The organism is Chthoniobacterales bacterium, from assembly GCA_018883245.1.
Classification (GTDB): Bacteria; Verrucomicrobiota; Verrucomicrobiia; order Chthoniobacterales; family JACTMZ01; genus JACTMZ01.
This window is the reverse complement of record VEQL01000056.1, coordinates 1-12,626: the sequence shown is the minus strand read 5'-3', so window position 1 is coordinate 12,626 and position 12,626 is coordinate 1. Positions and strand designations below refer to the sequence as shown.

Sequence of the window (12,626 nt, the reverse complement as noted above, 5' to 3'; positions counted from 1 at the left end):
CGCGCCGGCGGGGCGAACGCGGCGATTGTAGTGTTGCCCGTGATGCAAGCAATCGAGGCGCAACTGACCGCCTCGGAGCAAAAGGCGGAATGACCTGATGATGCGCGCGATTACAACTCTCCTTCTCGACCCAGACGCGCAGCGTAGCGACTGGACGCCTTGCCCGTGGACTTTTGCGGAAGTCGGGCAGGAAGTCATGCAAACTTTTAAGGAGCCATAATTTCCTCATTAGCGTTCCACAAAAATGCAGGGCCGCTCGGCAACGGGCGGCTCTCGCATTTTGGGACGCAGGGCATGGCTTTGACACGCTGCGCGAGTTGCTTATGAACTTCAAGACCACGGCACTCGGCGTCCTCACCATCGTCGCGGCAGTTTCGACCGCTGCGAAATCGTATCTCTCGACGGGACAGATTCCCGACCTCGGCCTTTTGCTGGCCTCGGTGACCGCCGGGTGGGGTTTGATCGCGGCCAAAGACGCATCGAAATAATGCGCACCCTTGCGCTGGTCGCGGCGCTCTTGCTCGCCGGATGCGTGTCGTTTCCCGTGCCGCCTGCACCGATGGGCAACATGGAGACGGGCCAACTGGGGCGGATGCGCGTGCAACTGACGGCGAAGTGGGAGCCGAACTGGCAGGGCGTCTTGAAAGCCGCGCTGAGTCGGCAACTGCCCGAGCCTAAATCTTTATCAAAGTGAACTTATTCCAATGGTTGAAAGCCTCATTCGCGGCATTAAGAAATGGCCGCAACAAGACCTCCGCGCCGTCGCCCTTGCCATCGTCAAGCGACTTGACCTCTCCGACCTTGCCGAAGTCCTCGCCGCAGCGCATCAGCGCATCCACGCAGAAGCCGACAAGCGCAACAATCGCACCAAAGGCAAGTGACGGGTGGCAGCTTGATCCGAGATCCGCGCGGAACCTTGCAACCGTTAAACCCGAACTGCAAACACTCGGGCGCAAACTTCTCAAGCGTCTTGCCGACGAAGGGCTGACGTTCAAAGTCACCAGCGGCGCACGCACGCAGGCCGAGCAGGATGCTTTATTTGCCCAAGGACGCACAAAGCCGGGGCCGGTCGTGACATGGACGCGTCGCAGCCGCCACATCGGCGGGCGGGCCATCGACTTGACCTTGTTCCACGGGAAAAATCCCGTATGGGAATCCAAGCACTACGACCGGGCAGGCGAGATTGGCGAGAGCCTTGGGCTTGTGTGGGGTGGACGCTGGAAAACGCCCGACCGACCGCACTTCGAGTTGCCTGTTTAATTTGGCGGGGTAGGTGGTCGGCGCTTGTCGCCGGGCCTCCTTTTGCGGGTTCAATGCCCGGCCCCGCCCCGACCTTTAATAAGACGCGCGTCTATTCAACAAAGTGAAGCCAGACTTTAATAAGTGAACTTGTCGCCACCATTGGCCGTCGAGTTTGAAGCGCATCGTGGGAGTGCGTTTCCCGCGTTTACGCGGCCCTGTGGCGGGAAACGCGAGAGAGCGACACGACCCTGCGCACCAAGCTCACCCGCTTGATCGCGGAAGGCCGCTGCGAGCGGCAGAAGTTTCGCGTGACCCGCAACGGCCCGAACTGACGGAGGCAAGCGCCTCGCACCACTTGGCAAGGTCGGTATCGGGCAAGGGGGGGGACAATTTGCCCCCCCCCTTTGGCGCATTAACCATTGCCAATTTTTTGCTTTTTTTGGCGTTAGTTAATGTCGCCGCAAAGCCTTTGGTGACGTTGGTTAATTGGCGGCTCATAGGGGCAGGCGGTAGTGGGGCGACAGCGTGACAAGGTTGACCGTGCAAGCGTTGTCACAGTATTCGCCAAACCCGAAACCGTGCGCCCATCCAAGGGTTTGCCTTCTGCCCTTGGCATACCCGACGTTCAAATCAATTCCGCACCCGATGTTATAGCCCACAACCGGGCGCTGGCAGCGGCCAGCCTCTTGCGCCACCCGGTGCGTGTGACCGAACACACATGACATTCCGAGCGCCTCACTGTGGTCGCGGGCTGCGCTGACGTTGAATAAAGTTCCGTGCAGGAACAGCGTGTCGCCAAGCTGCGTGCAGGCGCTTGGCCGCAGACCGTCATAAGGCACAACCTTGGCGCGCATGGCCTTGGCTGCGTCATCAATGCGTCCCAGCACTTGGCCCGCAGCGTAGGACACTACGGCGTTGCCGCTATGGGCAAGAGAGCAAAGCCTGTCTTCATGGTTGCCCAAATGAATGTGGGTCGGCTCCAACTCGCGCAGGAATGACAGACCAGCGAGCAAGTCATCCGCCATGCTCTCCGCGCGGTCGGGATCATCGGCATCTCGCCTTGCCCCCGCGCGCAGCGCGGCCATGTCGGTGAAGTCTCCAAGATGCAGGCAGGCTTGCGGTTTGTATGCCGAACGAAACTTGAGCATTGCCGCCGTTGCGCGCGGATCGGCCAAATGGCCATGCGTGCAGGATACTGCCATCCACCGTTTCCACCGCCGAGTGATCGTTGCCACGCATGGGCGCGCGGCGTGTCAAAGGGGTGGGGGCCAAGTGGCGGCGCATGGGGTGTTTCCCTACAAAGTTTTTTTCAATTATGTGAAACGTCCGTTTTAACAATTGGCGATTTACCTAGGCAAATCGCCAATGAACCCCCATGAAGAAATATTTTGATTAGACATTGACTTTGCCCGCGCGGTCTCTTATTTTGCTTTGCATCACATGGAATGTGTGCAATGCAGTTTAACGCACATTATGAACACACCAAACATCAACGCCAGCAAGTCAGACAACAAGTGCCGGACAGTCTCTTGGCCTCTCATCATCGATGAAGCGCTGGAGCGCACGGCGCGAGAAAAGGGATGCTCTGTTTCCATGGTTCTGCGGGCATGGGTCGTTCCAATGCTCCGCGAGCGGGACGAGCGATTCAACCGCGAGTGGACATTAAGAAGCACTAGAATCCGTTTCGACGAGTAATATCAACAACCGAATATATGGTAGCATCGGCTCAATCCAAGAACCAGAAAACGCAAGATCATGCGCCCATGAAAACTTGTGGGAGTGTTATGAAGCCACTATATATGACATATAGTGGATCAGTAAGAAAAGTTCATGTGCCTCAATCTGTTCAATGCAAGATTGAGGCTATTGCCTTGGAATTAGGGCATTTACCAGAAGAAGTTGCCGTCGCATGGTTAGAGCAGATGTTAGAACTTCATGTTTAGTCATGGGTGAACTTTTATGAAAGCTAAACACGAAAAAAAGCAGCAGGTCGCGATACGCCTCCCGGCAGAGGTTGTTGCCGAGGCCGAGCGGTTGGGGCAGCACACGAGAGGCGGTCGATCCGAAGTCCTGCGTCGGGCCATAGCAAGGGGGCTTCCTCGTGTGCCTTTTTTTGTCAGGAACGTAATGAAAACTTCATAACTGTTCACGATACACAACACACCAAACACACACAAACACATGACAACCCTAACCATCATCCTCATCACCGCAGCAGCAGCCATCGTCGTCGTTCTCGCATGGCTTGGCGGCTACGAGATCGGCATGAACTCGGGCATCGACGCCGAGCGCAAGCTGGCCAACAAACGAGTCAACGGCGTGCTCGACCACTGCCGGGACATTCAAGTTGCGCTGGACGATTTGAGCAGGCGCAAGCGGCGTCCGAAGTCTGCCAAGAACCGCCGCAAGGCAAGCAGAAAGGTGGTGGCGGCGTGAGTATCCGCCCTAGCACGATTGATCGTATGGGAGAACGTCCCTGCATCCCGAATTTTTATGAGGTTGCCAAGCGCCTTGCGGATGGTCGCGCGCCGGGGATGTTCGCCCGCGTTATCAAAGCCGTGAAGTCGCTGCGGAGGAAGTTGCTGCCGTGAATCCGCGCGTCGAGGCACTGATGCTGGCTGTCGGCATGTTTGCCGCGACTGCGGTTGTCATTTGGTGGGTTGTGAAAGGGTTATTGCGATGATCTTCGACAGCGATGCCGACCGCGCCGTTTTTGGAACGGGCGAAAGCCATAACCGCACAACCTTTGTGCGCAACACGCACGAAACCAAACGCGATGATGACCGTGATCCCGCCGAAAATCTGGTCTGGGCGTTGATTGAGCAGGCCGTTGACGATCTAGTGACCTTTTGTAAAGCGGGCCTCATCACGAAAACGGACAAGTGCCTTGCGTGGCCGCGATTCAAACGCAACGACCGTGGCTACATGGTGGATTGCGCCGCCGTGATCGCGCATTCGCGCGACCCCAAAGAACACATTCGGTTGCGCGCGTGGTTCAACGACCCGTTGCAGGGGCAAGAATGGTTTTCGCTCGTCGGCTGCGGAATCGATGCGCGGGAGATTTACCGAATCGTGTTGCGAAATCATTGCGTCAAATGACTTACGACATGGAAGAGGAAGATTTTATCCGACTGAAGGATGCCGAGATCGCGGCGCTGCGGGAGGAATTGGCATCGAAAAACGCGACGATTGACCGGCTGGAAGATGAGGTTGCAAAGCTTTATCGTGCGGCACAAACGGCCACGCGCGAGCATTTGCAGATGCGCCAGCGGTTGCAGGCGTTGGCCGATGAGGCCGACAAGGAAATTGCGCTGGCAAAGGCGGCCAACGAGGCACGCCGGGCGGAAGCGGAGGCATTGGAGCTATGACTGCTGCCGAATTTTTTGCCCTTGGCCGTGACGGTGAGACGGCGCACGGCGAGGAAGCTCGCGCGCAGATTGCGCTTTATGAAGCGGAGCGGGCGGTGTTGATCCGTGAGCGGGACCAATGGCGCGAGTGCGCGGAGAGTTTAGCCTTTGCCGTGAGGCTTGAAAGTAAGCAAACACAAATGAATTGGCGGGCGTTTGCTCAAGACGGGCTTGCAGCATTTGATCGGCTAAAGGAGGCCAGCAAATGAAATGCCTGCGATTCAATGACGCCATCGTGTCGGTCTGCGACATGCCCGACAACGAGATTAAAGTAGGCGGGAAGACTTGGCGCTTTGATTTCGACCGCTATTTGGGCCCTTTGTGGCTCAAGAAAGATGGATCGGAGCGCAAGTGTCAGAATCCGAACAAGCGGGTCTGGGAGGCGTTTGATTGCTGGCTTAGGGGGCATGGGATATGAGCGCCACGCCTGAAACAGACGTTTTCTTTTTTCGCACTGATATTCAGTGGGATGATGAAGTTGCGTTCGCCCGCAAGCTGGAACGCGAGCGCAACGAGGCACGGTCTGAACGGCAGGCTGGCTACGAAAAAGCTGCTCGCGCAGAGGCCATGCTTCGCACGGCAGCAGGGGCAGCAGACAAATGGCGCGAGCGCGCGGAGGCGCTGGCGACGTCGCTGCGAGCGATGGGCGACCTACCCGACTATGCGGAGTATGCACTTTCACAATTTGCGGCGGTCACTGAGGGGCGCGTGGAAACTTCCGCGCGTAGCGACCTGAGCCGTCGCCACATTTCCACGGAGGACAGCAAGTGACAAATCAAACAGTCGTTTTCCTGAGAAACTTCAACCGGTGGCGGCGAGGCGATCAGGGTTTTGAGCAGCCGTGTCCGCGGATTGTCGGGCGCGAGATCGACGCTGCTTGCGACCAGATTGAGCGGCTTGAGCGCGAGCGGGACAACTGGCGCGCTGCCGCGGCGAAGGCTGTTGCGGATCGGGACAAAAATAAGGATGCAGCGGACCTTCTGGCTGTGGAGTTGGCAAAAATCAAGGTCGAAGGGTGGGAAAAATTATGAGCCGCATGTCGCGTGAAAAAGGAAAGCGCGGGGAGCGCGAGTTTTGCGAACTCCTGCGCGAGCATGGGTTCGAGGCGCGGCGCGGGGTGCAGTTTGCGGGTGGGCCGGATTCACCGGATGTGGTGACGGATCTGCCGTGTCACGTCGAGGTGAAACGCACGGAGACTTTTTCGCCGTCTTACTTGCTGCAAGCCGAGAGGGACGCGCATCCGGCTTTGCAGCCGGTGGTCTTTTGGAAACGCAACGGGTGGAAGTGGTGCGCGTTTGTCTGCGCGCATCACTACGTGGCGATGTGGAAGGAACTTTTGGCCTTGCGGGAGGAAGTCGAGCGACTTCGCCGCGGGTCGGACAGCGGGGCGACTGAGGCGCCGTCTTGCTGCAATCAACCAAGCCTCACGGAAAACAAATAACATGGCAGTATTGCAACAACCGCAGGGCGTGGCCGGCTTCGGCCCGCGCATCACCGAACTGGCGCCGAAAGGCACCTACCTCGCAACCATCGTGGATGTGATCGACCGGTTCGACGTCGAGCGTCCGAAATACCAAGACCCGACCGTGATGGAAAAGGTGGACATCACGACGTTCGTTTTCGGCTTCAAGGCCAAGGATGGCAAACTCTACCTGGTCAAGACCGGCGACTCGCCCATGACGGCGATGCGGATCTCGAACGGGGAGAAGGCCAAGCTGCGCGGGTTCCTCACGCAGTTGACCGGCGAGGCGCCCAAGGACGGCTGGGACTACTGCGAGCTGAAAGGCTCGGGCGCCCAGATCACGGTGGCGCACAAGGAGTCCAAGAAAACGGGACGGCCTTACGCGGTCATCTCGTCGGCGGCTCCGGTGCTCGAGGAGGCCAAAGACAAGGTGCAACCGCTGTCGGCGTTTGCGGCCTTGCTCAATGGCGACGGGGCGGCTCCGGCCCGCGGCACGACGCCCGCGGCTGCGGAGGATGACGAGGACGGCGATGCGCCGTTCTGAGTGAAGCGGGAGCCGGGGGAGGTTGCAGCCTCCTCCGGCACCCTAACCCACAAATCAAGCCTCATGGCCATTCTCGCGGACACGAAAGCAAGACTCACGGGATCGCATTGGTATAAACCAACAGGCGAGCCGTGTCATCAGTTGCCGAAGTCAAAAGGCGACGGACTACGGGCGGCGACCATTCGGGACGCCAAGAAGCTGGGCCTGCTGCCCAGCGTGACCAACATTCTCGGCGTCATTGCCAAGCCAGGGTTGGACAAATGGAAACTTAACCAGGTGGCGCTGGCGGCGTTTGCCAGTCCGCCCGACGGCAAGGAGTCGGAGGACTACTACACCGGGCGCATCATCGAGGCGGCGTTCACGCAGGTCGTTGAGGCTGCGGACTTGGGCAGCAAGATCCACGATGCCTTAGAAAAGATCCTCGATGGCGAGCCGGTCGAGGACGAGCTGCTGCCGTATGTGCAGCCGACGATCGACTGGAAGCGCGAGAAGGGTCTGACCTTCACCGAGCGCGAGGTCGTGCTGGTCAACGAAACGGAAGGCTACGCCGGCCGCTGCGATGTGATCGGGCAAGGCAAGAAGGGGCAGCCGGTCATTCTGGACTACAAGACGCGCAAGACCGATCCGGGCAAGGAGGCCACACCCTATGACGGGCAGGGGATGCAGCTTGCGGCCTATGCCGTGGCGCGGTGGGGCGAGGAGGCGTTGGAAACCGTGACCGCGGCCAACGTGTTCATCTCCACGACCGAGCCGGGACGCATGGAAGTCTGCAAGCACGACAACCTGCGCGGCGAGTGGGAGGCGTTTAAGGCGGCGTGCGTCTTGTGGCGCCGGATCAAGGGGTATGACCCGCGGAAAGGGGGCGAGTAAAATGGGCTGGGCAAAAAATCAAAGCATCGCCCAAGACGACCGGCGCAACGCGCTGATCAACTTAGCCGAAGGCGGCGACCAAAACGCCAAAGCCGATCTCTGGAAAGAGTTCGGTGTGGAAATCGACCCGCGTTGCGAGTTGGACGCGGATGCGTTTGAGGCGCTGAGTCATGCGTTGGAGAAGGAGGATTGAGCCATGACTAATTGGATACCCGCCGACAAGGAACTGCCAGGCAACGCACGGTGCGTTCTGGCAACCGATATCGAGGCCCACTTTATCGCGGTCTACTGGAACAACGTGTGGACGAACGCTCACACATCCGAGGAGATCGACAGCGTCATAACGCATTGGATGGAATTGCCGGAGGTGCCGGAATGAAACCGAACCGCTGGACACCGAACCCCAACCGCCACCTGTGGAACAACAACGGAACATGGTGGATGCGCTGGACGCCTTACGACCCGCTGAAAACGGAGCGGCAGACGTGGAACCTTGGCACGAAGGACGTGAATGAGGCCCGCCGCAAGCGGGATGAGATCGTGGCGAATTGGAACCGGAAGGAGGCGGCGTGAGCATCTTCGTTGAAGTCACAGGCGGAAACTCGCCGCTCATGCCGGGATACAAGGGGCCGGGATTTGAAGACGGCCACTATCACATGATGGATTGGGGCGAGTTTGTTGTGAAAGACAAGCTGGCATATTTTCCAGACGGTGACGTTGTGGACACGACGGTGAACGTGCCATGGCGCTGGTATCCAGAAGATCCAAGGATTGAGGCGTGTCCTGAAGACTATTCGGCTTGGAATGATGACCGCCGTTGCTTGGAGCAGGCCATTGCACAAGCCGAGCGCGAGTTGGTCAAAGCGGAGGTGCACGCGGAGGATCTGGCGCAGTGGCGGCTGGCGTTATCCGCCCGGCGCAAATGCACCCGTGACGAGTTTTGGGCCGTGGTGGCAATGGGGAGGGGTAGATGACCAACATCCTCGCCATCGACTACGAAACCGATTACTCGCGCGAGTATTCGGTGTCCGACCTGGGGGCGTGGGCCTATGTCCGCGACCATCGGTTCTGCGCGCATACGGTGAGTATGTGGGGCGAGGGTTTGCAGTATGCCGGCAAGCCGTCGAACGCACCGTGGGACGAGGCGGCGAAGTTCACGCATTGGGTGTCGCACAATGCGGCGTTCGATGAGCAGGTGCATGAGGTCTCCCAGATCCAACAGGTGTGCCAAATTCCTGTGTTGCCCAAAGTGTGGGATTGCACGGCGGATCTGATGGCTTACCTGCAATATCCGCGCTCGCTTAAAGATGCCTGCCGGGTCGGGCTGGGTGTGACGGTGGACAAGTCGGTGCGGGATGAGCTGCTGGGCGGCGGGGATTTATTCACTTCGCGCGAGAAGGTCGAAGACTACGCCCTCAAGGACGCGCGCCTGTGCTACGAGCTGTGGCGCAAGTTCTCGCACCGTTGGCCGGAGCGGGAGCGGGCGCTGTCGCGGCATACGCGCATGATGGCGGCGCGGGGGATCGGGTTTGATGCCGAGGCGGCGAAGGCCGCGGCGGACAAGCTGGCCAAGCAGATCAAGGCGACGGGCGCCAAGATCCCCTGGGTGGCCGCGGGCAAGCCGCCGACTTCGCGCTTGGAGCTTTTCGCGGAGTGCGCGCGGTTGGAGATCGAGCCGCCGGTCACGACCGCGGAGAAGTCGCAGGAGTGGCAGGCGTGGTTGGATGCCCACGAGAAGAAGGTTCCGTGGGTGCGGGCGATCAACAAGTGGCGTCGGCTCAACCGCACCCGCACGGTCATCGAGGCTATGCTGGCGCGCTCGGGGCACGGGCGGTTGCACGGGGCGCTGCGCTACTACGGGGCCGCGGTGACGGGCCGGTGGTCGGGGTCGGACGGGTTGAATATGCAGAATCTCAACAGCCGCGATGCGGAGGGAGGGGTGGATCTGCGCGGACTCATCAAGCCGGAGGCGGGGAAGGTTTTTATCGTGTCGGACTTGGCGCAGATCGAGCCGCGAGTGCTGGCGGTGCTCTCGGGCGATACGGAATTGCTGGCGGGTCTGCGGAAGGGATTGGCGCTCTACGAGGCGCACGCCAGGGCGACGATGATGTGGGACGGCGGGCCGCTCAAGAAGGAGCATCCGAAACTTTACGCGCTGGCCAAGGCGAGGGTGCTGGGGCTGTCCTACGGTGCCGGGGCGGTGACGTTTCAGCGGGTGGCCAAGGTGCTGGCGGGTTTGGATTTGGACGAGATCGACGCCAAGACCACGGTGGACGAGTTCCGGCAGACGAATCCGCGGATCGTCGGACTGTGGGAGCGGTTGGACAAAGCCTTCGGGCGGGCCGAGGACGTGTTTTCCATCCGCACCAAGGCGGGAAGGCCGCTGCGGTATTTCCACCCGCGCGGCGGCGATTGCGAGATTCTCAAGAGCGGCAAGCGGGTGCGCTATTGGGGCAGCAAACTTTGCGAGAACCTCATCCAAGGCACGGCGCGGGATGTGATGGCAGACATGGTGCTGGCCATTGAGGCCGCGGGGATTCCGGTCGTGCTGCACGTTCATGATGAGATCGTGTGCGAGGTGCCGGTCGAGACGGCCGAGCGGGATCTGGCTACGGTGCGGCGGATCATGTCCACGGCGCCGGATTGGCTGCCGGAGCTGCCGGTGGAGTGCGCGGCGCAGATTATGGAGGCATACGGGAAATGACCTTCCGCGACCTTGCTTGGATGCTTGTGGGCGCCTTCATAGGCGGATTTTTTGGCGCGTTTCTCGAGGAGGTTTTGAAGTAATGGCTATTCTCGACTCCTACCCCATCAAACTGCGCCGCCTCCTTGAGGGCGTGCCCGACGGGATGCCGCGGCATGATTGGATCAACAAGGTGGCGTTCTACGGGGCGCGGTTTCGGTCGCCGGAGCGGTTGGAAGAGACGCTGTTGCGGATCGCGGAGCGGATGGGTTGGCATAAGACGCGGGATTTTACCGCGGAGATCCGGCGGGCGGTGCGTGATGCCCACCGTGCGGTCGGGGCGGGTCCGGTGCCGGAGCGGGAGAAGTTGCCGGATTGGCCGCTGCCCAATCGTGCGGCACGCGCCGAGCGGCAGGCGTTGGAACCATTCGAGCCGGTGAGGCTCGGGGTGGGGGCGTGGGATGCCTGGCAGATGATTTTCCGCGGCGGGGCGTGGGTATGCGCGGGGGCCAACGAGTTCCAAGCCGAGACGCGCCAGCTCGAGGAGTGGGAGGATTTTGCCGCCAATATGCAGTTTGTCGTGCCCAATGCCATGCGCGCCGCGGAGGGGCGGATGCCGGAGGGCCGGATGTCGCCGCGGTGCCGCGGGAACGCTTGCCGTCGTCGGCGCTGGTTGGTCGTGGAGTGCGACCTTGGCACAGATCTGGACGAGCAGTGCCGGGTGCTTTCCTCGCTTGACCATGTGCGCTGTCCGCTGCGGTTGGCCGTGTTTTCGGGGGGCAAGTCGGTGCACGGGTGGTTCGACGCCGCGGGGCTGTCGGACGCGGAGCAGCTTCGCTGGTATCGGCACGCGGTCTATCTGGGCCACGACCCGAAACTTTGGCTCAAGTGGCAGTGGGTCCGGGCGCCGGGCGGACGGCGCGAGGACGGCAGAAAACAGGAGATTTATTACTTCAAACCATGATCAGAGACATTTGGGACGAACTGGAAGACAACCTGTTCCGGCAGGTGGAGGACGAGCAGCATGGGCGGCCGGCCAAGGCGTTCAACACGGTGACGGCCGCGGAGCTGCTGGAGATGGAGCTGCCGCCTCCGCAGCACATCTGGGGGCCGGGGATTATCACCCGCGGGCAGCTAACCGCGGTGATCGGGCAGGGCGGGACGGGCAAGTCGCGATTGCTCATGCAGGCCGCGGTGGAGGAGAGGGCGGGGATGGCGCCGCTGGGCTTTGAGTTGCCCAAGGGTAGCCGCCGGATGGCTAACCGTTGGCTGTTTGTCGGCACGGAGAACTCGATGCGGCGGTTGCAAGATGAGCTGCGGCTGATGCTGGCGCGGTTCACCGACGAGCAGCGGACCGAGATTGGTCAAGGGATTCATTTTCATGTGCTCAAGGAGGACGAAGACATGGACATCCTGCTGCGCGAGGACAATCTGGGGCGCTGGCAGGCGATGCTGGAGGACGTGGGACCAACGGTCGTGGTGGTCGATCCTTTCGGGGACATCCATCCGGGCGACATCAACAAGCCGGCCGAGGTGCGGGCCACGGTGCGGGCGTTTATGCGGGTCTGCCGGGCCGCGGATCACGAGATGGCAATGGTGATCATCCATCACGCCAGGGCGGGCAAGAACAACATTGCCGGGGCGGTCGGGTGGGACCAGGGGGCGTTTAGTTTGGGCGCCAAGGACATCACGACGATGGCGCGGGTGCAGATCAATGTGACGTTCACCGATCCAGAGGATTGGGGGAAGGTCATGCTGTCGCTGGGCAAGGCGAACGACATGGAGAGGTTCGAGCCGCGGGGGTTTGTGCTCAACCGGCAGACGATGAGCTACGAGCTGGACGCGGATTTTGACCTTGAGGAGTGGAAGGCGGATTTAGACGGGAAGCGCAGCCCGGGGACCAAGGTGAGCGTTTCGGAGGTGCTGCAATACATTGTCGAGCGCGGGGGGCCGGAGCCGCGGAAGAAGAGGGAATGGGAGGAAACGGCGGCCCAATATTTCGGCGTAGTTTGGCGCACAATTCAGTCAAAAATCGCGAGGGCTGAAAAAGAGGGTTTTTTGCGCGAGTCAAAGGGCGTTTTTCGGGTCACGGAGAAATTCCACAAACACCAAGCAAAGAAAGAAGATGGTTCAAAATAAGAGAGTTACAGAAGTGTGCAAATGTGAAACGGCAGCTATTTCACACAGTTTCACAATTTCACGAAAAGCAGAAAATGTGAAATGTGCAATACCCCCTATAGGGGGTTGCACGTTTCACATTTTTCTCCGGCGCACCAACCTAACCCGCGACCTGCGGGCATTGCAGGCGCGGGAAACGGCAAGGAGGGCGGGGTGAAGACTGCTTTTTCAAGCCAATGGATCGTGGCCGTAAGCGGCCAAAAGCTGCCGCAGCAAGATGGTCTGTGGGTGGTCGGCGGC

At 60.3% G+C, this 12,626-nt stretch carries 18 protein-coding genes; 17 read left to right on the top strand and 1 reads right to left on the bottom strand.

The annotated features are described in order from the left end of the window. The first annotated feature begins 487 nt into the window (after window positions 1-487). Together FGM15_12740 and FGM15_12735 are read left to right on the top strand one after the other, a co-directional pair. The gene (locus FGM15_12740; protein ID MBU3666725.1) at window positions 488-694 is read left to right on the top strand and encodes a hypothetical protein; all 207 of its coding nucleotides are present in this window, start codon (window positions 488-490) and stop codon (window positions 692-694) included. Further along, entirely contained in the window at window positions 679-1,260 is a 582-nt protein-coding gene (locus FGM15_12735) for a M15 family metallopeptidase (protein ID MBU3666724.1), read from the top strand. The genes FGM15_12740 and FGM15_12735 overlap by 16 nt, the downstream gene beginning before the upstream one ends. A gap of 476 nt (window positions 1,261-1,736) precedes the next feature. Here FGM15_12735 and FGM15_12730 read toward each other — a convergent pair whose 3' ends face one another. Then, on the bottom strand, window positions 1,737-2,327 hold the full coding sequence (locus FGM15_12730; GenBank protein ID MBU3666723.1) for a hypothetical protein: 591 nt from the start codon (window positions 2,325-2,327) through the stop codon (window positions 1,737-1,739). A gap of 1,096 nt (window positions 2,328-3,423) precedes the next feature. On the opposite strand from FGM15_12730, the gene FGM15_12725 reads away from it, so the two are divergent. The 15 genes from FGM15_12725 to FGM15_12655 all read left to right on the top strand — a co-directional run bounded on the left by FGM15_12725 (window position 3,424) and on the right by FGM15_12655 (window position 12,347). Then, a complete protein-coding gene (locus FGM15_12725) occupies window positions 3,424-3,678 on the top strand; it encodes a hypothetical protein (GenBank protein ID MBU3666722.1) in 255 nt (84 codons plus the stop codon). 243 nt (window positions 3,679-3,921) lie between these two features. Further along, window positions 3,922-4,341, top strand: a complete 420-nt coding sequence (locus tag FGM15_12720) for a hypothetical protein (GenBank protein MBU3666721.1) — start codon at window positions 3,922-3,924, stop codon at window positions 4,339-4,341. Beyond that, window positions 4,338-4,610: a hypothetical protein gene (locus FGM15_12715; GenBank protein MBU3666720.1), complete on the top strand. Its 273-nt coding sequence runs from the start codon at window positions 4,338-4,340 to the stop codon at window positions 4,608-4,610. Before FGM15_12720 ends, FGM15_12715 begins: the two co-directional genes overlap by 4 nt. Then, on the top strand, window positions 4,607-4,858 hold the full coding sequence (locus FGM15_12710) for a hypothetical protein (protein ID MBU3666719.1): 252 nt from the start codon (window positions 4,607-4,609) through the stop codon (window positions 4,856-4,858). Before FGM15_12715 ends, FGM15_12710 begins: the two co-directional genes overlap by 4 nt. Before the next feature lie 205 nt (window positions 4,859-5,063). After that, complete coding sequence (locus tag FGM15_12705; GenBank protein ID MBU3666718.1) at window positions 5,064-5,420, top strand: hypothetical protein; 357 nt, start codon at window positions 5,064-5,066, stop codon at window positions 5,418-5,420. 265 nt (window positions 5,421-5,685) lie between these two features. Then, window positions 5,686-6,090, top strand: coding sequence for a hypothetical protein (locus tag FGM15_12700; GenBank protein MBU3666717.1), 405 nt, complete (start codon window positions 5,686-5,688; stop codon window positions 6,088-6,090). A gap of 1 nt (window position 6,091) precedes the next feature. Then, window positions 6,092-6,655 carry a hypothetical protein gene (locus FGM15_12695; GenBank protein ID MBU3666716.1) on the top strand — a complete coding sequence of 188 codons (564 nt, stop codon included), beginning with the start codon at window positions 6,092-6,094 and terminating at the stop codon, window positions 6,653-6,655. Between the two features lie 63 nt (window positions 6,656-6,718). Continuing rightward, window positions 6,719-7,525, top strand: a complete 807-nt coding sequence (locus FGM15_12690) for a PD-(D/E)XK nuclease family protein (protein ID MBU3666715.1) — start codon at window positions 6,719-6,721, stop codon at window positions 7,523-7,525. Between the two features lies 1 nt (window position 7,526). Then, on the top strand, window positions 7,527-7,718 hold the full coding sequence (locus FGM15_12685) for a hypothetical protein (protein MBU3666714.1): 192 nt from the start codon (window positions 7,527-7,529) through the stop codon (window positions 7,716-7,718). A 3-nt stretch (window positions 7,719-7,721) separates the two neighbouring features. After that, window positions 7,722-7,904: a DUF551 domain-containing protein gene (locus FGM15_12680; GenBank protein MBU3666713.1), complete on the top strand. Its 183-nt coding sequence runs from the start codon at window positions 7,722-7,724 to the stop codon at window positions 7,902-7,904. Next, window positions 7,901-8,098: a hypothetical protein gene (locus FGM15_12675; protein ID MBU3666712.1), complete on the top strand. Its 198-nt coding sequence runs from the start codon at window positions 7,901-7,903 to the stop codon at window positions 8,096-8,098. Before FGM15_12680 ends, FGM15_12675 begins: the two co-directional genes overlap by 4 nt. 38 nt (window positions 8,099-8,136) lie before the next feature. Beyond that, window positions 8,137-8,499, top strand: coding sequence for a hypothetical protein (locus FGM15_12670; GenBank protein MBU3666711.1), 363 nt, complete (start codon window positions 8,137-8,139; stop codon window positions 8,497-8,499). After that, window positions 8,496-10,229: a hypothetical protein gene (locus tag FGM15_12665; GenBank protein MBU3666710.1), complete on the top strand. Its 1,734-nt coding sequence runs from the start codon at window positions 8,496-8,498 to the stop codon at window positions 10,227-10,229. The genes FGM15_12670 and FGM15_12665 overlap by 4 nt, the downstream gene beginning before the upstream one ends. An 82-nt stretch (window positions 10,230-10,311) precedes the next feature. After that, entirely contained in the window at window positions 10,312-11,172 is an 861-nt protein-coding gene (locus FGM15_12660) for a hypothetical protein (protein MBU3666709.1), read from the top strand. Further along, window positions 11,103-12,347, top strand: a complete 1,245-nt coding sequence (locus tag FGM15_12655) for an AAA family ATPase (GenBank protein MBU3666708.1) — start codon at window positions 11,103-11,105, stop codon at window positions 12,345-12,347. The genes FGM15_12660 and FGM15_12655 overlap by 70 nt, the downstream gene beginning before the upstream one ends. The last annotated feature ends 279 nt before the right edge of the window (window positions 12,348-12,626 follow it).

Bases quoted from the DNA above. Each gene is read 5' to 3' on its own strand.
- FGM15_12740 (MBU3666725.1), top strand. From the start codon at position 488: ATGCGCACCCTTGCGCTGGTCGCGGCGCTCTTGCTCGCCGGATGCGTG.
- FGM15_12730 (MBU3666723.1), bottom strand. From the start codon at position 2,327: ATGGCCGCGCTGCGCGCGGGGGCAAGGCGAGATGCCGATGATCCCGAC.
- FGM15_12725 (MBU3666722.1), top strand. From the start codon at position 3,424: ATGACAACCCTAACCATCATCCTCATCACCGCAGCAGCAGCCATCGTC.
- FGM15_12720 (MBU3666721.1), top strand. From the start codon at position 3,922: ATGATCTTCGACAGCGATGCCGACCGCGCCGTTTTTGGAACGGGCGAA.
- FGM15_12715 (MBU3666720.1), top strand. From the start codon at position 4,338: ATGACTTACGACATGGAAGAGGAAGATTTTATCCGACTGAAGGATGCC.
- FGM15_12710 (MBU3666719.1), top strand. From the start codon at position 4,607: ATGACTGCTGCCGAATTTTTTGCCCTTGGCCGTGACGGTGAGACGGCG.
- FGM15_12705 (MBU3666718.1), top strand. From the start codon at position 5,064: ATGAGCGCCACGCCTGAAACAGACGTTTTCTTTTTTCGCACTGATATT.
- FGM15_12700 (MBU3666717.1), top strand. From the start codon at position 5,686: ATGTCGCGTGAAAAAGGAAAGCGCGGGGAGCGCGAGTTTTGCGAACTC.
- FGM15_12695 (MBU3666716.1), top strand. From the start codon at position 6,092: ATGGCAGTATTGCAACAACCGCAGGGCGTGGCCGGCTTCGGCCCGCGC.
- FGM15_12690 (MBU3666715.1), top strand. From the start codon at position 6,719: ATGGCCATTCTCGCGGACACGAAAGCAAGACTCACGGGATCGCATTGG.
- FGM15_12685 (MBU3666714.1), top strand. From the start codon at position 7,527: ATGGGCTGGGCAAAAAATCAAAGCATCGCCCAAGACGACCGGCGCAAC.
- FGM15_12680 (MBU3666713.1), top strand. From the start codon at position 7,722: ATGACTAATTGGATACCCGCCGACAAGGAACTGCCAGGCAACGCACGG.
- FGM15_12675 (MBU3666712.1), top strand. From the start codon at position 7,901: ATGAAACCGAACCGCTGGACACCGAACCCCAACCGCCACCTGTGGAAC.
- FGM15_12670 (MBU3666711.1), top strand. From the start codon at position 8,137: ATGCCGGGATACAAGGGGCCGGGATTTGAAGACGGCCACTATCACATG.
- FGM15_12665 (MBU3666710.1), top strand. From the start codon at position 8,496: ATGACCAACATCCTCGCCATCGACTACGAAACCGATTACTCGCGCGAG.
- FGM15_12660 (MBU3666709.1), top strand. From the start codon at position 10,312: ATGGCTATTCTCGACTCCTACCCCATCAAACTGCGCCGCCTCCTTGAG.